21 protein-coding genes are annotated in these 17001 nt (G+C 64.4%); 11 read left to right on the top strand and 10 right to left on the bottom strand.

Going from position 1 to position 17001, the window contains the following annotated elements; genetic code table 11:
• Nucleotides 1–40 precede the first annotated feature (40 nt).
• Together choX and betC are read right to left on the bottom strand one after the other, a co-directional pair.
• On the bottom strand, nucleotides 41–964 hold the full coding sequence (gene choX, locus K5H97_RS00450; RefSeq protein WP_028688723.1) for a choline ABC transporter substrate-binding protein: 924 nt from the start codon (nucleotides 962–964) through the stop codon (nucleotides 41–43).
• 14 nt (nucleotides 965–978) lie between these two features.
• Nucleotides 979–2496 carry a choline-sulfatase gene (gene betC / locus K5H97_RS00455; protein WP_028688722.1) on the bottom strand — a complete coding sequence of 506 codons (1518 nt, stop codon included), beginning with the start codon at nucleotides 2494–2496 and terminating at the stop codon, nucleotides 979–981.
• 109 nt (nucleotides 2497–2605) lie between these two features.
• Between betC and K5H97_RS00460 the strand changes: the two genes are divergently transcribed.
• Complete coding sequence (locus K5H97_RS00460) at nucleotides 2606–3502, top strand: choline sulfate utilization transcriptional regulator (protein ID WP_028688721.1); 897 nt, start codon at nucleotides 2606–2608, stop codon at nucleotides 3500–3502.
• 51 nt (nucleotides 3503–3553) lie between these two features.
• The gene (locus K5H97_RS00465) at nucleotides 3554–3886 is read left to right on the top strand and encodes a DOPA 4,5-dioxygenase family protein (protein WP_028688720.1); all 333 of its coding nucleotides are present in this window, start codon (nucleotides 3554–3556) and stop codon (nucleotides 3884–3886) included.
• 98 nt (nucleotides 3887–3984) lie between these two features.
• Here K5H97_RS00465 and trpA read toward each other — a convergent pair whose 3' ends face one another.
• Nucleotides 3985–4794 carry a tryptophan synthase subunit alpha gene (trpA, locus tag K5H97_RS00470; RefSeq protein WP_028688719.1) on the bottom strand — a complete coding sequence of 270 codons (810 nt, stop codon included), beginning with the start codon at nucleotides 4792–4794 and terminating at the stop codon, nucleotides 3985–3987.
• The gene (trpB, locus tag K5H97_RS00475; RefSeq protein ID WP_028688718.1) at nucleotides 4791–6008 is read right to left on the bottom strand and encodes a tryptophan synthase subunit beta; all 1218 of its coding nucleotides are present in this window, start codon (nucleotides 6006–6008) and stop codon (nucleotides 4791–4793) included. Before trpB ends, trpA begins: the two co-directional genes overlap by 4 nt.
• 110 nt (nucleotides 6009–6118) lie before the next feature.
• On the opposite strand from trpB, the gene K5H97_RS00480 reads away from it, so the two are divergent.
• Nucleotides 6119–7012 carry a LysR family transcriptional regulator gene (locus K5H97_RS00480; protein ID WP_028688717.1) on the top strand — a complete coding sequence of 298 codons (894 nt, stop codon included), beginning with the start codon at nucleotides 6119–6121 and terminating at the stop codon, nucleotides 7010–7012.
• On the opposite strand, the gene K5H97_RS00485 is transcribed toward K5H97_RS00480, so the two are convergent.
• Nucleotides 7009–7335 carry a DUF883 family protein gene (locus K5H97_RS00485; RefSeq protein ID WP_028688716.1) on the bottom strand — a complete coding sequence of 109 codons (327 nt, stop codon included), beginning with the start codon at nucleotides 7333–7335 and terminating at the stop codon, nucleotides 7009–7011. The genes K5H97_RS00480 and K5H97_RS00485 overlap by 4 nt on opposite strands.
• Nucleotides 7336–7485: 150 nt before the next feature.
• On the opposite strand from K5H97_RS00485, the gene K5H97_RS00490 reads away from it, so the two are divergent.
• On the top strand, nucleotides 7486–7701 hold the full coding sequence (locus tag K5H97_RS00490; protein WP_011531496.1) for a dodecin: 216 nt from the start codon (nucleotides 7486–7488) through the stop codon (nucleotides 7699–7701).
• 102 nt (nucleotides 7702–7803) lie between these two features.
• Nucleotides 7804–8025, top strand: coding sequence for a DUF1161 domain-containing protein (locus tag K5H97_RS00495; protein ID WP_028688715.1), 222 nt, complete (start codon nucleotides 7804–7806; stop codon nucleotides 8023–8025).
• Between the two features lie 75 nt (nucleotides 8026–8100).
• On the opposite strand, the gene K5H97_RS00500 is transcribed toward K5H97_RS00495, so the two are convergent.
• A complete protein-coding gene (locus tag K5H97_RS00500; protein WP_028688714.1) occupies nucleotides 8101–9105 on the bottom strand; it encodes an LLM class flavin-dependent oxidoreductase in 1005 nt (334 codons plus the stop codon).
• A gap of 152 nt (nucleotides 9106–9257) precedes the next feature.
• On the opposite strand from K5H97_RS00500, the gene K5H97_RS00505 reads away from it, so the two are divergent.
• Both K5H97_RS00505 and K5H97_RS00510 read left to right on the top strand, forming a co-directional pair.
• Nucleotides 9258–9683 (top strand): OsmC family protein, encoded by a 426-nt coding sequence (locus tag K5H97_RS00505; RefSeq protein ID WP_028688713.1) that lies wholly within the window; start codon nucleotides 9258–9260, stop codon nucleotides 9681–9683.
• Nucleotides 9684–9758: 75 nt separating this feature from the next.
• Nucleotides 9759–9992 (top strand): DUF1161 domain-containing protein, encoded by a 234-nt coding sequence (locus K5H97_RS00510; RefSeq protein ID WP_028688712.1) that lies wholly within the window; start codon nucleotides 9759–9761, stop codon nucleotides 9990–9992.
• Between the two features lie 39 nt (nucleotides 9993–10031).
• Here the strand turns inward: K5H97_RS00510 and K5H97_RS00515 are convergent, their stop codons facing one another.
• Nucleotides 10032–10445, bottom strand: a complete 414-nt coding sequence (locus tag K5H97_RS00515) for a PA0061/PA0062 family lipoprotein (RefSeq protein ID WP_028688711.1) — start codon at nucleotides 10443–10445, stop codon at nucleotides 10032–10034.
• 55 nt (nucleotides 10446–10500) lie between these two features.
• On the bottom strand, nucleotides 10501–10920 hold the full coding sequence (locus K5H97_RS00520; protein ID WP_028688710.1) for a PA0061/PA0062 family lipoprotein: 420 nt from the start codon (nucleotides 10918–10920) through the stop codon (nucleotides 10501–10503).
• A gap of 88 nt (nucleotides 10921–11008) precedes the next feature.
• Here K5H97_RS00520 and K5H97_RS00525 point away from each other — a divergent pair, with 88 nt between their 5' ends.
• Nucleotides 11009–12079, top strand: a complete 1071-nt coding sequence (locus tag K5H97_RS00525; protein ID WP_028688709.1) for an aminopeptidase — start codon at nucleotides 11009–11011, stop codon at nucleotides 12077–12079.
• A gap of 33 nt (nucleotides 12080–12112) precedes the next feature.
• Here K5H97_RS00525 and K5H97_RS00530 read toward each other — a convergent pair whose 3' ends face one another.
• Nucleotides 12113–12763 carry an HAD family hydrolase gene (locus K5H97_RS00530; protein WP_028688708.1) on the bottom strand — a complete coding sequence of 217 codons (651 nt, stop codon included), beginning with the start codon at nucleotides 12761–12763 and terminating at the stop codon, nucleotides 12113–12115.
• A gap of 86 nt (nucleotides 12764–12849) precedes the next feature.
• Nucleotides 12850–13398 carry a gamma carbonic anhydrase family protein gene (locus K5H97_RS00535; protein WP_028688707.1) on the bottom strand — a complete coding sequence of 183 codons (549 nt, stop codon included), beginning with the start codon at nucleotides 13396–13398 and terminating at the stop codon, nucleotides 12850–12852.
• Nucleotides 13399–13464: 66 nt separating this feature from the next.
• On the opposite strand from K5H97_RS00535, the gene prlC reads away from it, so the two are divergent.
• The 3 genes from prlC (at nucleotide 13465) to K5H97_RS00550 (ending at nucleotide 16997) form a co-directional block, all read left to right on the top strand.
• Complete coding sequence (gene prlC, locus K5H97_RS00540) at nucleotides 13465–15552, top strand: oligopeptidase A (protein ID WP_028688706.1); 2088 nt, start codon at nucleotides 13465–13467, stop codon at nucleotides 15550–15552.
• Nucleotides 15549–15830 carry a YheV family putative zinc ribbon protein gene (locus K5H97_RS00545; RefSeq protein ID WP_028688705.1) on the top strand — a complete coding sequence of 94 codons (282 nt, stop codon included), beginning with the start codon at nucleotides 15549–15551 and terminating at the stop codon, nucleotides 15828–15830. The genes prlC and K5H97_RS00545 overlap by 4 nt, the downstream gene beginning before the upstream one ends.
• A gap of 111 nt (nucleotides 15831–15941) precedes the next feature.
• Nucleotides 15942–16997 (top strand): PA0069 family radical SAM protein, encoded by a 1056-nt coding sequence (locus tag K5H97_RS00550; RefSeq protein WP_390898238.1) that lies wholly within the window; start codon nucleotides 15942–15944, stop codon nucleotides 16995–16997.
• The last annotated feature ends 4 nt before the right edge of the window (nucleotides 16998–17001 follow it).

A 17001-nucleotide genomic window follows, 5' to 3' on the forward strand; every position in this document is an offset into this window, starting at 1 on the left:
AAGGGCCGCAAAGCGGCCCCGGCAGCCTAACAGACAAAAATCAGAGTTTGGCTTTAACCGCTTCTGCTGCGTCCCCACCAGCCTTGGTAGTCACTCCAGCCAACCAACCATCCAGCAACTCTGGGCGCTTCTTCACCCAAGCCCTGGCCGCCTCATCAAAGCTCACCTTCTTGTCCACAACCTCGGCCATGATGCTGTTCTCCATGCCCAGCGTGAACGTCAGGTTGCTCAACAGCTTCGCCGCATTCGGGCAAGCCTGTGGATATCCCTTGCGAGTCAGCGTGTACACATCACCTTTGCTCCCAAACCATTTTTCGCCACCCGTGAGGTAATGCATCTTCAACTTCACGTTCATTGGATGCGGTGTCCAGCCGAGGAAGGTGATGAACTGCTGCTTCTTCACCGCCCGATCCACCTGGGCCAGCATCGCCTGTTCGCTGGATTCGACCAGCTTCCACTGCCCAAGCGCGAAGTCGTTCTTGTCGATGATCGCCTTCAGCGACAGGTTGGCCGGTGCGCCGGAGCCGATGCCGTAGAGCTTCTTGTCGAACCTGTCGGCGTACTTGTGCAGGTCGGCGAAGTCCTTAACGCCGGCCTCCCAGACATAATCGGGCACCGCCAGGGTAAATTCGGTGCCCTCCAGGTTGCGCGCCAACTGTTGCACGTCGCCATTGGCGATGAACTTGTCATGAAAACCCTGCTGCGCCGGCATCCAGTTGCCGAGGAAGGCATCCACCCGGCCATCTTTCAGGCCGCCGTAGATGATCGGCACGGCCAGGCTGTCGATCTTCACCTGGTAACCCAGGCTTTCCAGGAGCAGGCGGGCGACGGCGTTGGTGCTGGCGATATCGCTCCAGCCGGGGTCGGCCAGTTTCACGGTGCTGCATTGCGCGTCGCCGTCGGCGGCGTGGGCCGTGCCCAGGCTCAGGGCCAGGGCAAGTACGGCGGTGGAGAACTTCTGCATGGCGGCCTCTCTTCTCAATCCAGGGGTGCGGGCTGTGGATAACGTGCCTTGCGCTCGAGGTCGTCGAGATCGATGTGGTTGCGCATGTACTGTTGGCTGGCGTCGACCAGCGGTTGGTGGTCCCAGCTTTTCAGCGTGCCGATGGCCAGCGCCTCGGCTACCAGGCGGCGGCGGCGTTGGCTGGCCAGCACCTGCTGGCGCAGGCTGGGGATATCCCAGCGCAGCTTGGCTTCATCGACAAATGCCTGCAGCAGCGCCTGGTGGTCGGGGCTGCCGGTGAGGTTCTCCCGCTCGTGCGGGTCGCGGCTCAGGTCGTAGAGTAAACAGGGGTCGTCCTCGCTGTACACGAACTTGTAGGCGCCGCGGCGGATCATCATCAGCGGGCCGACGGTACCTTCGGCCATGTATTCGCCGATCACCTCGTCATGCCCGCCCTGCCCTTGCAGGTGGCCGAGCAGCGAGCGGCCGTCCAGGTGCAGATCTTTATCCACAGCATCGCCAGCCAGCTCGACCAACGTCGGCAGCAGGTCGCAGGTGGAAACGCTGGCGCTGATGCGCGCAGGTTTGAAGTGCTTGGGCGCGTGGATCAGCAGCGGTACCCGCGCCGACATCTCGAACCAGTGCATCTTGTACCAAAGCCCCCGTTCGCCAAGCATGTCGCCGTGGTCGCCGGAGAAGATGATCAGGGTGTCGTCGGCCAGGCCGCAGTCTTCCAGCGTCTGCAGAAGCAGGCCGATATTGTCGTCGATATAGCTGCAGGCGCCGAAGTAGGCGCGGCGGGCATCGCGGATCTTGTCCACGGGCAGCGGCTTGTCCCACAGGTCATAGACCTTGAGCAGGCGCTGCGAGTGCGGGTCTTGCTGGCTCTGGGCGATCACGTCGCGGGGTAGCGGGATATCCACAGCCTCGTAGAGATCCCAGTAGCGTTTGGGGATGGTGTACGGATCGTGCGGGTGGGTCATCGACACGGTCAGGCAGAACGGCCGGCCATCGTCTTCGCGCACGTGGTCATAGAGGTACTGGCGTGCCTTGAACACCACCTCCTCGTCGAAATCCAGCTGGTTGGTGCGCACGCACGGCCCGGCCTGCAGCACCGAGGACATGTTGTGGTACCAGCTCGGGCGCTCGTCAGGCGCGTCCCAGTTCACCGCCCAGCCATAGTCGGCCGGGTAGATGTCGCTGGTCAGGCGCTCTTCGTAGCCGTGCAACTGGTCCGGGCCGCAGAAATGCATCTTGCCCGACAGCGCGGTGCGGTAGCCGATGCGGCGCAGGTAGTGGGCGTAGGTCGGAATGTCGGCGGGAAAGTCGGCGGCGTTGTCGTAGGCGCCGATGTGGCTGGGCAACTGGCCGCTGACCAGGGTGAAGCGCGAGGGCGCGCACAGCGGGCTGTTGCAGTAGGCGGAGTCGAACACCACGGCCTGCTCGGCGAGGCGCGCCAGGTTGGGCATCTTGATCGGCGACGGGCTGTAGATCGGCAACAGCGGCGCGGCCATCTGGTCGGCCATGATGAACAGGATATTGGGTTGCTTCATGGTGCCCTTCCATCGTCGAGAGTTATGGTGAACGCTTGCAATCCAGCATGGGGCTGTGGATAAGGTGGGTAAAGCCCACGTCGGGCAATGACTGGGATTAGCCATGCTTATGTTTGAACACCTTGCCGACCTGTCTCTGGACGCATTGCGCGTGTTCGAGTCCGCCGCGCGCTTGCGTAGCTTCACGGCTGCGGCCGTGGAGCTGGGCACCACCCAGCCGGCGGTCAGCCAGCAGATGAAGCGCCTGGAGGCGCAGTTGGGCACGCGGTTGTTCGACCGGATCTACCGGGGCATCGAGTTGACCGAGGCGGGGTTGCTATTGTTCGAACAGGTGCACCAGGGCTTGCAGGCGATGGACGATGGCGTCGCCCAAGCCAGCGGGCGCGGCCAGCGCGAGGTGCTGCAGGTGGCTACGGACTTCGCCTTTGCGGCGTTCTGGCTGATGCCGCGCTTGCAGCGTTTCCACGACGCTTATCCACAGGTGGACGTGAGCCTGGTGACCGGCGAGCGCAGCCAGGGGATGTTGCGCCCGGACATCGATGTGGCGGTGCTGTTTGGTGATGGGCGTTTCCATCAGGGCGAGAGTCGCTGGTTGTTCGATGAGGAGGTCTTCCCGGTCTGCAGCCCACGGCTGACTCATGGCAAACCCTTGTCAGCCGAGGCTTTGCAACGATTGCCGTTGTTGCACCTGAAGGGCGAGCAGGCCAGTCGCTGGTTCGATTGGGCCGGTGTCTTCCGTGGTCTTGGTGTGGACAGCCCTCCTCCGTCCGGTCAACTGCGGTTCGACAACTACACCCTGCTGATTCAGGCGGCGATTGCTGGCCAAGGCGTGGCGATCGGCTGGGCGCATCTGGTGGACGGGCTGGTCGGGCAGGGGCTGCTGTGCCGGCCGCTGGAAGGCAGCTTGCGCTCGAAGCGGGGGTATTACGTGGTGCTGCCGCCACGCAAGCGGCGTGGGGCGTTGATCGAGCGGTTTGTGGATTGGCTGGAGCAGGAGCGCCTGTAATGAGATGGCGTAGACTTCAAGATGTTCGCATTACTGCAATCAGGAGCCACCGTGCAAAGGATCAAGGGCTATCACGCCCACGTGTACTACGACGCATCGACCATGGAGCAGGCCCGTGAACTATGCGAGGAAGCAACGCGGCTGTTTCCCGTGACCATGGGACGCATGCACCAGAAACCGGTCGGGCCGCACCCTGACTGGAGCTGTCAGCTGGCCTTCGGGCCGGAGGTGGTGGGTGTGGTGTTGCCGTGGCTGGCGCTGTATCGCAAGGGGCTGGTGGTGTTCCTGCACCCGGAAACCGGGGATGAGCTGGCGGATCACCGCGATCATGCGATCTGGATGGGGGCGATCAGGCCGTTGGATCTGTCGATATTTGGTGCTTGATGCAACGTGGGAGCGGGCTTGTCCCGCGACAGCGGCGGTGAGTCCACCATCGTTATCGCGGGGCAAGCCCGCTCCCACAAATACACCTGCTGCGCGGATCAGTTGCGGGCGGCGCGCACGCCTTCGGCCAGCGCCGAGCACAGGCTCAGCACATCGTTCACTGCCTGACCGGCATCCTTGGCCTGGGCGATCTTGTCGACCAGCGCCGAACCGACCACCACGCCATCGGCCAGGCGGGCAATGGCAGCAGCCTGCTCCGGCGTGCGGATGCCGAAACCGACGCTGATCGGCAGATCGGTATGCCGACGCAGGCGGGCAATGGCCTCGGTCACATGCTCGGTGGTTGCCGAACCCGCACCGGTCACACCTGCCACCGACACGTAGTAGACGAACCCGGAGCTGCGCTCCAGCACGCGCGGCAGGCGCGCATCGTCGGTGGTCGGGGTGGTCAGGCGGATGAAGTCGATGCCTGCGGCCTGGGCCGGGGTGGCCAGTTCGGCGTCGTGTTCCGGTGGCAGGTCGACGATGATCAGGCCATCGACGCCCGCTTCTTTTGCCTCGGCGACGAACTGCTCCACGCCGAAGCGGTGGATCGGGTTGTAGTAACCCATCAGCACGATGGGCGTGGTCTGGTTATCCACACGGAATTCGCGAACCATCTGCAGGGTCTTGGCCAGGGTCTGGCCGGCTTCCAGGGCGCGCAGGGTGGCGAGCTGGATGGCCACGCCGTCGGCCATCGGGTCGGTGAACGGCATGCCCAGTTCGATCACATCGGCGCCAGCGGCCGGCAGGCCCTTGAGGATCTCCAGCGAGGCGTCGTAGCCCGGGTCGCCAGCGGTGACGAAGGTGACCAGGGCGGAACGGCCTTCGGCCTTCAGTTCGGCGAAGCGTTGTTCGAGACGGCTCATGCCTGTTTCTCCTGGGCGGCCATGTGGTTCATCACAGTTTGCATGTCCTTGTCGCCGCGACCGGACAGGCAGATCACCATCAGGTGGTCCTTGGGCAGCTTCGGCGCGCGCTTGATCGCCTCGGCCAGGGCGTGGGAGCTTTCCAGCGCCGGGATGATGCCCTCCAGGCGGCAGGTGGCGTGGAAGGCGTCGAGGGCCTCGTCGTCGGTGATGCTGACGTACTCCACGCGTTTCACTTCGTGCAGGTAGGCGTGCTCCGGGCCGATGCCGGGGTAGTCCAGGCCTGCGGAGATCGAGTGGGCGTCGGTGATCTGGCCGTCGTCGTCCTGCAGCAGGTAGGTGCGGTTGCCGTGCAGCACACCCGGCACGCCGCCGTTGAGGCTGGCCGCGTGCTTGTCGGTGTGCACGCCGTGGCCGCCGGCTTCGACGCCGATGATCTGCACGCTGGCGTCATCGAGGAAGTCGTGGAACAGGCCCATGGCGTTGGAGCCGCCGCCGACGCAGGCGATCAGGCTGTCGGGCAGGCGCCCTTCCTTCTCCTGCAGCTGGGCGCGGGTTTCCTTGCCGATGATCGACTGGAAGTCGCGGACCATCGCCGGGTACGGGTGCGGGCCTGCCACGGTGCCGATCAGGTAGAAGGTGTCCTCGACGTTGGTGACCCAGTCGCGCAGGGCCTCGTTCATGGCGTCCTTCAGGGTGCCGGTGCCGGCGGTCACCGGGACGATCTCGGCACCCAGCAGCTTCATGCGGAACACGTTGGCCTGCTGGCGCTCGATGTCGGTGGCGCCCATGTAGATCACGCAGGGCAGGCCGAAGCGCGCGGCGACGGTGGCGGTGGCCACGCCGTGCATGCCGGCGCCGGTCTCTGCGATCAGGCGCTTCTTGCCCATGCGCTTGGCCAGCAGCACCTGGCCGATGCAGTTGTTCACCTTGTGCGCGCCGGTGTGGTTGAGCTCTTCACGCTTGAAGAAGATCTTCGCGCCGCCGCAGTGCTCGGTCAGGCGCTCGGCGAAGTACAGCGGGTTGGGGCGGCCGATGTAGTCGCGCTGGAAGTAGGCCAGTTCTTCGAGGAACGTGGGGTCGGCCTTGGCCGCTTCGTATTCGCGGGCCAGGTCCAGCACCAGGGGCATCAGGGTTTCGGCCACGTAGCGGCCGCCGAACGAGCCGAACAGGCCGTTGGCATCGGGGCCGGCGCGGTATTGGGTCTGGGTCATGGGGCGCTCCAGGGCGTAATGGATGAGTGATGGGCTTTACTCTAACCACGACGTGGCCGGCTGAAAACCGATAAGATTGCGCAAACCTGTCAGGAAAACTCACAACTCAAATGGCCCATGACCTTCCCCCCCTCAACGCCCTGCGGGCTTTCGAGGCGACCGCCCGGCTGAACAGTGTCAGCCAGGCTGCCGAGGCGCTGCATGTGACCCATGGTGCCGTCAGCCGGCAGATCAAGGTGCTCGAGGAGCATCTGGGCGTGGCCCTGTTCGGCAAGGATGGGCGTGGCGTCAAACTCACAGATGCCGGGGTGCGCCTGCGTGATGCCAGCTTCGAGGCGTTCGACCGGCTGCGCGGTGTCTGCGCCGAGCTTTCCCGCGATGCCGACGAAGCACCCTTCGTGCTCGGCTGTTCTGGCAGCCTGCTGGCGCGCTGGTTCATTCCGCGGCTGGGGCGCCTGAAGGCCGACCTGCCGGAGTTGCGCCTGCACCTGTCCGCGGGTGAAGGCGATCTCGATCCGCGGCGCCCGGGGCTGGATGCGTTGCTGGTCTATGCCGAGCCGCCATGGCCGGCGGACATGCAGGTGCATGTGCTCGCCGAAGAGTGGATCGGTCCGGTGATGAGTCCGCGCTTCGAAGGCTTCGATCGTTTGAAAGCCGCGCCAGCCGTGGCGTTGCAACGCGAGGCCGTGCTCCACACGACTTCGCGGCCACAGGCCTGGCCGACCTGGGCGCAGCAGCATGGCATCGAGCCTGGCACTTTGAGTTACGGCCAGGCATTCGAGCATTTGTACTACCTGCTGGAAGCGGCGGTGGCCGGCCTTGGCGTGGCCATCGCGCCACAGCCGCTGGTGGCGGACGACCTGAAGGCCGGGCGGCTGGCTGCGCCTTGGGGATTCTCCCCGACCCACGCCGCGTTGGCCCTGTGGGTGCCCCGGCGCGCCGCGGACGGGCGCGCCGAGCAGCTGGCGCAATGGCTGCGCCGGGAGCTGCAGCAGGTCGGCTAGTTATTACGCCGGCACATCAGGTAGGCGGCCAGCAGGCCGAGGGCGCCAACTGCCACACCCGCAGTGGTCCAGGGATGTTCCTGGGCATAGTCTCGGGTGGCAACACCGGTCTGGCGGGTGCGGGTCTTCACTTCCTCGTAGGCATCGCTGAGCAGGCTGCGCGAATGCTTGAGGGCGTTCTCGGCATTGCCGCGCAGCGCCTTCATGGTCTTGTGGGACTCCTCCGAGGCATCGTGCTTGAGGTGCTCCAGTGTCTTGAGCAGGCTTTCGATCTCGGCTTCCATGCTTTCCAGGGAGGTTTGGCGCAGGGAATTGCGTGGCATGTTGACTCTCCTTCGCGGTATGGGCTGTTAGGAATGCGACTGCGCGGCGCTGAGAAAGTGCAGTCGAACTTTCTCCTGCGCCGATCGCTCGCAGGTAAACCGGGCCTGCGCTGCTAGGCTCAACGGACTACCCAACCCAGGAGAGCACTCATGTCGGATCATCACACCTACAAGAAGATCGAGCTGGTCGGATCCTCCCCCACCAGCATCGAAGAAGCGATCAACAATGCCCTGGCCGAGGCCGGCAAGAGCATCAAGCACCTGGAATGGTTCGAGGTGGTCGATACCCGCGGGCATATCCGCGACAACAAGGCCGCGCACTTCCAGGTGACGCTGAAGGTGGGCTTCCGTATCGCCAACAGCTGAAACGAAGCTGGGCTAGGCTTGCCCGGCCTGATCGGGTAATAAGGTTGCAGGGCGCGAGCTTCGCGCCCTTTTCGTCTTGGATCTGTACAAGGAAAGCGATCGATGAAGAAGTTGATTCTGGCCGTGGGGCTGATGGCGTTGGCCGGTGGTGCGCTGGCGGCGGGCAAGCCGTGCGAGGAGCTCAAGGCGGAGATTGCGGCGAAGCTGGATGCCAAGGGGGTGAAGGGTTACAAGCTTACGATCGCCCCCAAGGGTGATCCTGCCGACAAGGTGGTGGGTACCTGCGAGGCTGGGACCAAGGTAATTGCCTATAGCCGTGACTGATTGTGGCTCCATCGCGGGGCAAGCTCGCTCCCACAGAGCGTACCCTGTAGGAGCGGGCTTGCCCCGCGATGACCTTTAACCGGTCTTCAAGGCCTGAGCCATCAGCTCATAGGACCTGATCCGGTCGGCATGCTCGTACAGGTCGCTGGTGAAGATCAGCTCATCCGCCCCGGTCTGTTCCAGCAGCACCTCCACCTTCGCCCGCACCTTCTGTGGGCTGCCGATCATCGCCAGGCCCAGGAAACTGCTCACTGCATCGCGCTCATGGGGCAGCCATAGTCCATTCATGCTTTCGACCGGCGGGCGCTGCATCAGGCTCTGGCCACGGATCAGCGCGAGGATACGCTGGTACACCGACGTCGCCAGGTACTCGGCCTTCTCGTCGGTCTCGGCAACCACCATCGGGATGCCGAGCATCACGTAAGGCTTGTCCAGCGTGGTGGACGGCTTGAAATGGTCGCGGTAGATGCGGATCGCCTCGTGCATGTAGCGCGGCGCGAAGTGCGAGGCAAAGGCATAGGGCATGCCGCGCATGCCTGCCAGCTGGGCGCTGAACAGGCTGGAGCCGAGCAACCACATTGGCACCTCGGTGTCGTGGCCAGGTACGGCGATCACTTTCTGATCATCTGTACGCGGGCCGAGGTAACGCGACAGTTCCTCGACATCGTCGGGGAAGTCGTCGGCACTGCCGGAGCGTTCACGGCGCAGGGCGCGGGCGGTCATCTGGTCGGAGCCCGGGGCGCGGCCCAGGCCCAGGTCGATACGCCCCGGGTACAGGCTGGCCAGGGTGCCGAACTGCTCGGCGATCACCAGCGGTGCATGGTTGGGCAGCATCACCCCGCCGGAGCCGACGCGGATGCTCGAGGTGCCGCCGGCCAGGTAGCCGATCAGCACGGCGGTGGCCGAACTGGCGATGCCGTCCATGTTGTGGTGTTCGGCGACCCAGAAGCGGTTGTAGCCGAAGCGCTCGACGTGCCGGGCCAGGTCCAGCGAGTTGCGCAGTGATTGCGCGGGGCTCCCATCGGCGCGCACGGGCACCAGGTCGAGGGTGGATATCTTCAGGTCTCGCAGGTGCGTCATTGGAGCCTCCGCTTCAGGTGATTGGCCATGGCCTTCTGGACTCTGTATGGGCATATTCGCCGGATTCAATGCCTTCCTGCGGATTGATCTGAACTTGGCGTGGGCTTGGTCCTCAGAACCATAGACACCCCAACCCTGTGACAGGAGGCAGCATGAAGAAGACAGCATCGGCGGTCTGGCAAGGTGGCCTGAAGGATGGCAAGGGCCAGATCTCCACTGAAAGCGGCGCGCTCAAGCAAGCGCCCTACGGCTTCAACACCCGTTTCGAAGGCACGCCTGGGACTAACCCGGAGGAACTGATCGGCGCTGCCCATGCCGGCTGCTTCTCCATGGCGTTGTCGATGATGTTGGGCGAGGCGGGATTCACGCCTGAACGGATCGACACTCACGCCGAGGTAAGCCTGGACAAGCAGGCTGATGGCTTTGCCATCACCGCCGTTCACCTGACCCTCAAGGCCACCGTGCCTGGGGCCAGCGAGGCGCAGTTCCAGGAGATCGCCAACAAGGCCAAGGCTGGGTGTCCGGTGTCCAAGGTGCTCAACGCGACGATCAGCTTGGACGCCACCCTGCTGTCCTAGGCGGCGCAACGGCGGCGGTTTCCTGTAGTCTAAACAGCGTTGGCAGCTCGTCTGCCCTGCCCCAGGAGCCGTTCCATGATCCGCGTTGCATTTGGTGTGCTGGCTTCCCTGCTGGCCACCGCCGCACTGGCCGCGCCCAAGCCGTGCGAGGAACTGAAGGCCGAGATCGAAGCGAAGATCCAGGCGAACAAGGTTTCCTCCTACACGCTTGAGATCGTGCCCAATGCCGAGGTCAGTGATCCCAACATGATCGTTGGCAGCTGCGAGGGCGGCACGAAGAAGATCATCTACCAGAAGAACGATCGGTAAGGCTCGACGGTCGGGGCTGCACGGCAGCCCCGTCATCGATCAAGGAATACAGGTGACGTTGCTCGGCTCGTTCACGACCACCTTTCGGTTGGCGTCGTACAACAGCACCTGCGGCTGCATCGCCGGGGCCCGCGCCTCCAGGCGATAACGCTGGCCGGCCTTGAAATCGTTGTAGCGCACGGTGAGATAGCAGGTTCGCTCGGTGGGGTCAGTGCTGAAACCGCCGGAATAGATCTCGTAGTCGAAGCGCACCACCAGCTCATGCTTGCCAGGTGTCACCTGGAAGTAGCGGCCGTCATCCAGGCGCTGGCCGTCCAGACGGTCGGCCATGATGGTTCTGCCGGGGGTGATGGTGTAGAGATCGACCCAGGCCTTGCCTGGGTCAACGGGCGGCAAGGGGCTGGCGCACGCCCCCAGGGCACTGAGGGCCATCAGCATCATGGGCTGGCGCATGGTGAAACTCCCGCTCGCGGTTCACAGGTTACAAGCATAGCGCCGTTCGCGGGGTTCAGGTGCGCTGGCAGCCTGCCGGCTCGCCTTGGCCGATCAGTTTCTGCTGCTGGTCGTAAAGCTTGATCCAGGGGCGGAAACCGATACTGCCGGCCTGCATCTGATAGCGCTGCCCGGCCGTGAAGTCCTTGTAGGTGAGATTGAGCTGACAGTCGCGCCACAGCGGCTCGTCCACCGGGCCGATGTTGCTGGGCGTCACGGCGAACTGGTAGCGCACGGTCAGCTCGTGATTGCCGGGCTGCACCTCGAAATAGCGGGTGTCGGCCCAGGCGCGCTCATCAACCTGCAAGGCATGCAGCGAGTCGTTGTCACCCGGGGCCAGGTCGATCCAGGCCTGGTTCGGGTCGGCGCTGGGCAGGAATGAGGCACAACCGGACAGCAGCACGAGCGTGCCGGCGGCAAACAGCAGAGTACGCATGGCGAAGCTTCCCCTTTGCGAGATAGTCTTGGTCGCATTCGGCCGACGAGCGAGATAGACAGCCTCGATGTTTGGACTTTTTCTTTTCATGCGCTGCAGCCGTCGGGTTCTCGACCGCGTTTTCACCGGGTTGGTTCCCGTGGCGCTGGGCGTTCTGCTGAGCGGTTGCTCCAGCGTGAGCTACTACGGCCAACTGGCGGAGGGCCAGTGGCAGCTGTTGCGGGCACGCCAGCCGCTGGACCGGGTTATCGAGAGTCCTGCCACCAGCCCGGTGTTGCGCCAGCGCCTGTTGTTTGCCGAAAAGGCCCGGGCCTTCGCCAGCGCGCAGTTGAAGTTGCCGGACAACGGCAGTTACCGGGTCTACGCCGATTTGGGGCGACCGTATGTGGTATGGAATGTGTTCGCGACCCCTGAGCTGTCGTTGCAGCCGGTGACCCATTGCTTCCCCATCGCCGGCTGCGTGGCCTATCGAGGATATTACCGGCAGGGCGCGGCCCGCGGCGCGGCGGCGTTGATGCGCCAGGAGGGCCTGGATGTCTATGTGGGAGGTGTGGAGGCTTATTCCACCCTGGGCTGGTTCGACGATCCGATCCTGTCGACCATGGCCGACTGGGGCGATGAGCGCCTGGCCACGGTGATCTTTCATGAGCTGGCGCACCAGCGCTTCTACGTGCAGGACGATACCGAGTTCAACGAGTCGTTCGCCTCCTTTGTCGAGCAGGAGGGAACACGGCAATGGCGCGCGGCACGTGGGTTGGCTGCCATCGAGGAGGTCGGGGCCCGGCAGCGCGAACAGTTCACCCGGCTGGTGTTGGCCAGCCGCGAGCGATTGCAGACAATTTATGCCGGGCCGTTGGATGAGGGGGGCAAGCGGGCGGCCAAGCAGGCTGAGTTCGAGCGGTTGCGGCGGGAGTACCGCGAGGTGCGGGACCGCGATTGGGGTGGGGATCGGCGTTTCGATGCCTGGATCTTTGCTCCATTGAACAATGCCAAGTTGCTGCCTTTTGGGCTTTATGACCAGTGGGTCCCGGCGTTTTCGAAGCTGTTCGATGAGGTTGGAGGAGACTGGGGACTGTTTTACGAGCGGGTCGAGGCGCTGGGGCGGATGCCGATCGAACAGCGCAAGGCGGTGCTTGGACGGTTGATGGCAAGGCCTTGAGATAAAGGGGCTGCTTTGCAGCCCCGATACATATCAGCCTTTGATGAACGCCTGATGCAACTCGGCCAGCGTCTCGAAATGGAACGCCGGCGTCTCGGCCTCGAGTTCCTCCCGGCTGCCGAACCCATAGCCCACTGCCACCGCCTGCACACCATTGCTGCGCGCACCGATCAGGTCATGCTTGCGGTCGCCGATCATCAGAGTCTGTGCCGGGTCCAGTCCCTCTTCATCCAACAGGTGGCGAATCAGCTCGACCTTGTTGGTACGGGTGCCGTCCAGCTCGCTGCCGTAGATCACCTTGAAGTGGTGGTCGAATTCGAAATGCCGGGCGATCTCGCGGGCATAGACCCATGGCTTGGACGTGGCGATATACAGGGTGCGGCCCTGGCCGTTGAGCGCCTGCAGCAGCTGCGGCACACCCTCGAACACCCGGTTCTCGTACAGCCCTGTGACCTTGAAGCGCTCGCGGTAGAAGTTCACCGCGTCCCAGGCCTTGGCCTCGTCGAAGTCATAGAACTGCATGAAGGCCTGCAACAGGGGTGGGCCGATGAAGTGCTCGAGGCGGGTCAGGTCTGGCTCGTCGATGCCCAGCTTGGCCAGGGCGTACTGGATCGAGCGGGTAATCCCTGAGCGCGGGTCGGTCAGGGTGCCGTCGAGGTCGAAAAGGATGTTCTGCTGGTGCATGGAGCTGTTCACTCTGCTGTTCATCTGGATGCCATCGCGGGGTATGCAAAGGTCGGGGGAGCAGGCTTGCCCGCCCCGCGATGGCGTCATTGCGGTCGGTCGTAGCCTTCGGCCAGGTGCTGGTCCTTGAGCTTCACGTAGTTGCCGGCGCTGTAGGGGAAGAACGCGTGCTCCTGCTCGCTCAGCAGGCGCACCTGTTTCACCGGGCTGCCCATGTACAGGTAGCCGCTGACCAGGCGCTTGCCCGGCGGCACCAGGCTGCCGGCGCCGATGATCACCTCGTCCTCGACGATGGCGCCGTCCATGATGGTGCTGCCCATGCCGACCAGGATGCGGTTGCCCAGGGTACAGCCATGCAGCATGACTTTGTGACCGATGGTCACCTCGTCGCCGATGATCAGCGGAAAACCGTCGGGGTTGAACGGCCCGGCGTGGGTAATGTGCAGCACGCTGCCGTCCTGCACGCTGGTGCGCGCGCCGATGCGGATGCGGTGCATGTCGCCGCGCACCACGGTCAGCGGCCAGATCGAGCTGTCCTCGCCGATCTCGACGTCGCCGATGACCACCGCCGAGCGGTCGACGAAGGCCCGTGCTCCCACTTTCGGCGTGTGTTGCTGGAAGGTCCGGAGGGCCATGATAGTGTTCCTCTGCAATGCCGATAGGCAGGCTGCCTGCTGCGGTCGGCGTCGATTGTAATTAAGATGGTCCCGTGTTTCTCCTGCCAAGGTACCCGAACCGTGAGTGCGAACAACCCGCTGCTGCAGTCCCATGATCTGCCGCCCTTCTCGGCAATCCGTGCCGAGCATGTGCTGCCGGCGATCGAGCAGATCCTCGCCGACAACCGCAAGGCCATCGCCGAGATCCTCGAAAAGCAGGGCAAGAACCCGACCTGGGCCGGCCTGGTGCTGGCGATGGACGAACTCAACGACCGCCTGGGCGCCGCCTGGAGCCCGGTCAGCCACCTCAACGCGGTGTGCAACAGCCAGGAACTGCGCGAGGCCTACGAGTCGTGCCTGCCAGCCCTGAGCGCCTATTCCACCGAGCTGGGCCAGAACCGTGCCCTGTTCGAAGCCTATGAAGCCCTGGCCGCCAGCCCCGAGGCTGCCGGCTTCGATGTGGCGCAGAAGACCATCATCGATCACGCCCTGCGCGATTTCCGCCTGTCGGGCATCGACCTGCCGGCCGACAAGCAGCAGCGCTATGCCGAAGTGCAGAGCAAGCTCAGCGAGCTGGGCAGCCGCTTCTCCAACCAGTTGCTCGATGCCACCCAGGCCTGGACCAAGCACGTCACCGACGAGGCCGCCCTCGCCGGCCTGACCGACTCGGCCAAGGCGCAGATGGCCGCCGCCGCCCAGGCCAAGGGCCTCGACGGCTGGCTGATCACCCTGGAATTCCCCAGCTACTACGCGGTGATGACCTACGCCGACGACCGCGCCCTGCGCGAAGAACTGTACGCCGCCTACTGCACCCGCGCCTCCGACCAGGGCCCGAACGCCGGCCAGTTCGACAACGGCCCGGTGATGGAAGAGATCCTCGACCTGCGCCAGGAGCTGGCCAAGCTGCTGGGCTACCCGAACTTCGCCGAACTGAGCCTGGCCACCAAGATGGCTGAGTCCAGCGACCAGGTGCTGAGCTTCCTGCGTGACCTGGCCAAGCGTTCCAAGCCGTTCGCCGCCCAGGACCTGGAGCAGCTGAAGGCCTTCGCCGCCGAGCAGGGCACTCCGGAGCTGGCCAGCTGGGACGCCGGCTATTTCGGCGAAAAGCTGCGCGAACAGCGCTACAGCGTGTCGCAGGAAGCCCTGCGCGCCTACTTCCCGATCGACAAGGTGCTCTCCGGCCTGTTCGCCATCGTCCAGCGCCTGTACGGCATCGAGATCGCCGAGCTCAGGGGCTTCGACAGCTGGCACCCGGACGTGCGCCTGTTCGAGATCAAGGAAGACGGCCAGCACGTCGGTCGCTTCTTCTTCGACCTCTATGCCCGTGCCAACAAGCGTGGCGGCGCCTGGATGGACGGTGCCCGCGACCATCGCCGCACCGCCGCTGGCGCGCTGCAGAGCCCGGTGGCCAACCTGGTGTGCAACTTCACTCCGGCCACGCCCGGCAAACCGGCGCTGCTGACCCACGACGAAGTCACCACCCTGTTCCATGAGTTCGGGCACGGCCTGCACCACCTGTTGACCCGCATCGAGCATGCCGGTGTGTCCGGCATCAACGGCGTGGCCTGGGACGCGGTGGAGCTGCCGAGCCAGTTCATGGAGAACTGGTGCTGGGAGCCCGAGGGCCTGGCGCTGATTTCCGGCCACTACGAGACCGGCGAACCGCTGCCCCAGGACCTGCTGGACAAGATGCTGGCGGCGAAGAACTTCCAATCCGGCATGATGATGGTGCGCCAGCTGGAGTTCTCGCTGTTCGACTTCGAGCTGCACGCCACCCACGGCGACGGCCGCAGCGTGCTGCAGGTGCTCGAAGGCGTGCGCGACGAGGTCTCGGTGATGCGTCCGCCGGCCTACAACCGCTTCCCCAACAGCTTCGCGCACATCTTCGCCGGCGGCTACGCGGCGGGTTACTACAGTTACAAGTGGGCCGAAGTGCTGTCGGCCGACGCCTTCTCGCGCTTCGAGGAAGAAGGTGTGCTGAACGCCGAGACGGGCCGCGCCTTCCGCGAAGCCATCCTGGCCCGTGGTGGTTCCCGCGAGCCGATGGTGCTGTTCGTCGACTTCCGGGGCCGTGAGCCTTCCATCGATGCATTGCTGCGCCACAGTGGCCTTACCGAGGACGCGGCGGCATGAGCGAGGTAGCCGTGAGCACGAGCAAACGACGTTTCATCGCCGGGGCGGTCTGCCCGGCATGCAGCGAGATGGACAAGCTGATGATGTGGAACGAGGACGGCGTGCCGCACCGAGAGTGCGTGGCCTGCGGGTTCACTGACACCTTGAACGAACAAGGCCTGTCGGTACCCAGCGAGCTCGGCACCCGGGTCAACCACCTGGCGCCCAAGGCGGCGCCGGCCAAGGTGCAGACCGTGCAGTTCTTCCCCAATCCGAAGCTGAAGAAGCCGCAGGATTGAAGGTAAATCACGCGGCAAGCGTGGGAGCGGGCTTGCCCCGCGATAATCGGTTGTAGCTATCCTGCTGAACCCGGATTACTGTATGCATGTACAGTAATCCGGGTTCTCATCATGAAACCAGCCCCCATTCGTGGCCGCGGCACCGCCGATAACCCCCACAACCGCTTCGCCCCGAGCGTTTCAGTGGTCGAGGACGATGGCTGGTACCAGGAAGTCCCACTCACCCAGGGCACCGAGGTGCGGATCGAGACGGCCAAGACCATCATCGCCCGCAACACCTCCCCCGACCTGCCCTTCGACCGCTCCATCAACCCCTACCGCGGTTGCGAGCACGGCTGCATCTACTGCTACGCCCGTCCTAGCCATGCCTACTGGGACCTCTCCCCCGGCCTCGATTTCGAAACCAAGCTGATTGCCAAGACCAATGCCGCCGAGATACTTGAACAGCAATTGAGCAAGCCCGGTTACGTATGTGCGCCAATCAATCTGGGTTCCAACACCGATCCCTACCAGCCCATCGAGCGCGAGCATCAGCTCACCAGACGCTTGCTCGAAGTGCTACTGCGCTACCGCCACCCGGTGACCATCGTCACCAAGGGCTCGCTGATACTGCGCGACCTTGATCTGATCAGCGAACTGGCCAGCCAGCGTCTGGTGCGGGTAATGATCAGCCTCACCACTCTCGACGATGAGCTAAAGCGCACCCTCGAACCCCGTGCGGCCGCACCCAAGGCGCGCCTGCGGACGATCCGCGTGCTGCGTGAGGCCGGCGTTCCCGTGGGCGTGCTGTGTTCGCCGATGATCCCGATGATCAACGACAGTGAGCTGGAGCACCTGCTGGAGGCGGCGAAGGAAGCCGGTGCGCAGAGCGCGGCTTACATGATGCTGCGCCTACCGCTGGAGGTCGCACCGTTGTTCGAGCAGTGGCTGCAGGATCACTACCCACAGCGGGCCGCGCATGTGCTGAGCCTGATTCGCCAGAGCCGGGGGGGCGAGTTGTATGACAGCCGCTTCGGTGCGCGGATGCGCGGTGAAGGCGTGTTCGCCGAATTGCTGGCGCAGCGCTTTCGCAAGGCGGCCAGGCGGCTGGGGTTCGAAGGGCGGGAGGCGTTGGCGCTGGACTGCAGCGCATTCTGCCCGCCGGGCGGGCAGATGGCGTTGTTTTGATCAG

Origin of the sequence: Pseudomonas mosselii, from assembly GCF_019823065.1 — a bacterium.
Classification (GTDB): Bacteria; Pseudomonadota; Gammaproteobacteria; order Pseudomonadales; family Pseudomonadaceae; genus Aquipseudomonas; species Aquipseudomonas mosselii.

What these genes read in the sequence shown, in the direction of transcription:
- choX (WP_028688723.1), bottom strand. Translation starts at nt 964, where the DNA reads ATGCAGAAGTTCTCCACCGCCGTACTTGCCCTGGCCCTGAGCCTGGGC.
- betC (WP_028688722.1), bottom strand. Translation starts at nt 2,496, where the DNA reads ATGAAGCAACCCAATATCCTGTTCATCATGGCCGACCAGATGGCCGCG.
- K5H97_RS00460 (WP_028688721.1), top strand. Translation starts at nt 2,606, where the DNA reads ATGTTTGAACACCTTGCCGACCTGTCTCTGGACGCATTGCGCGTGTTC.
- trpA (WP_028688719.1), bottom strand. Translation starts at nt 4,794, where the DNA reads ATGAGCCGTCTCGAACAACGCTTCGCCGAACTGAAGGCCGAAGGCCGT.
- trpB (WP_028688718.1), bottom strand. Translation starts at nt 6,008, where the DNA reads ATGACCCAGACCCAATACCGCGCCGGCCCCGATGCCAACGGCCTGTTC.
- K5H97_RS00480 (WP_028688717.1), top strand. Translation starts at nt 6,119, where the DNA reads ATGGCCCATGACCTTCCCCCCCTCAACGCCCTGCGGGCTTTCGAGGCG.
- K5H97_RS00485 (WP_028688716.1), bottom strand. Translation starts at nt 7,335, where the DNA reads ATGCCACGCAATTCCCTGCGCCAAACCTCCCTGGAAAGCATGGAAGCC.
- K5H97_RS00490 (WP_011531496.1), top strand. Translation starts at nt 7,486, where the DNA reads ATGTCGGATCATCACACCTACAAGAAGATCGAGCTGGTCGGATCCTCC.
- K5H97_RS00495 (WP_028688715.1), top strand. Translation starts at nt 7,804, where the DNA reads ATGAAGAAGTTGATTCTGGCCGTGGGGCTGATGGCGTTGGCCGGTGGT.
- K5H97_RS00500 (WP_028688714.1), bottom strand. Translation starts at nt 9,105, where the DNA reads ATGACGCACCTGCGAGACCTGAAGATATCCACCCTCGACCTGGTGCCC.
- K5H97_RS00505 (WP_028688713.1), top strand. Translation starts at nt 9,258, where the DNA reads ATGAAGAAGACAGCATCGGCGGTCTGGCAAGGTGGCCTGAAGGATGGC.
- K5H97_RS00510 (WP_028688712.1), top strand. Translation starts at nt 9,759, where the DNA reads ATGATCCGCGTTGCATTTGGTGTGCTGGCTTCCCTGCTGGCCACCGCC.
- K5H97_RS00515 (WP_028688711.1), bottom strand. Translation starts at nt 10,445, where the DNA reads ATGCGCCAGCCCATGATGCTGATGGCCCTCAGTGCCCTGGGGGCGTGC.
- K5H97_RS00520 (WP_028688710.1), bottom strand. Translation starts at nt 10,920, where the DNA reads ATGCGTACTCTGCTGTTTGCCGCCGGCACGCTCGTGCTGCTGTCCGGT.
- K5H97_RS00525 (WP_028688709.1), top strand. Translation starts at nt 11,009, where the DNA reads ATGCGCTGCAGCCGTCGGGTTCTCGACCGCGTTTTCACCGGGTTGGTT.
- K5H97_RS00530 (WP_028688708.1), bottom strand. Translation starts at nt 12,763, where the DNA reads ATGCACCAGCAGAACATCCTTTTCGACCTCGACGGCACCCTGACCGAC.
- K5H97_RS00535 (WP_028688707.1), bottom strand. Translation starts at nt 13,398, where the DNA reads ATGGCCCTCCGGACCTTCCAGCAACACACGCCGAAAGTGGGAGCACGG.
- prlC (WP_028688706.1), top strand. Translation starts at nt 13,465, where the DNA reads ATGGTCCCGTGTTTCTCCTGCCAAGGTACCCGAACCGTGAGTGCGAAC.
- K5H97_RS00545 (WP_028688705.1), top strand. Translation starts at nt 15,549, where the DNA reads ATGAGCGAGGTAGCCGTGAGCACGAGCAAACGACGTTTCATCGCCGGG.
- K5H97_RS00550 (WP_390898238.1), top strand. Translation starts at nt 15,942, where the DNA reads ATGAAACCAGCCCCCATTCGTGGCCGCGGCACCGCCGATAACCCCCAC.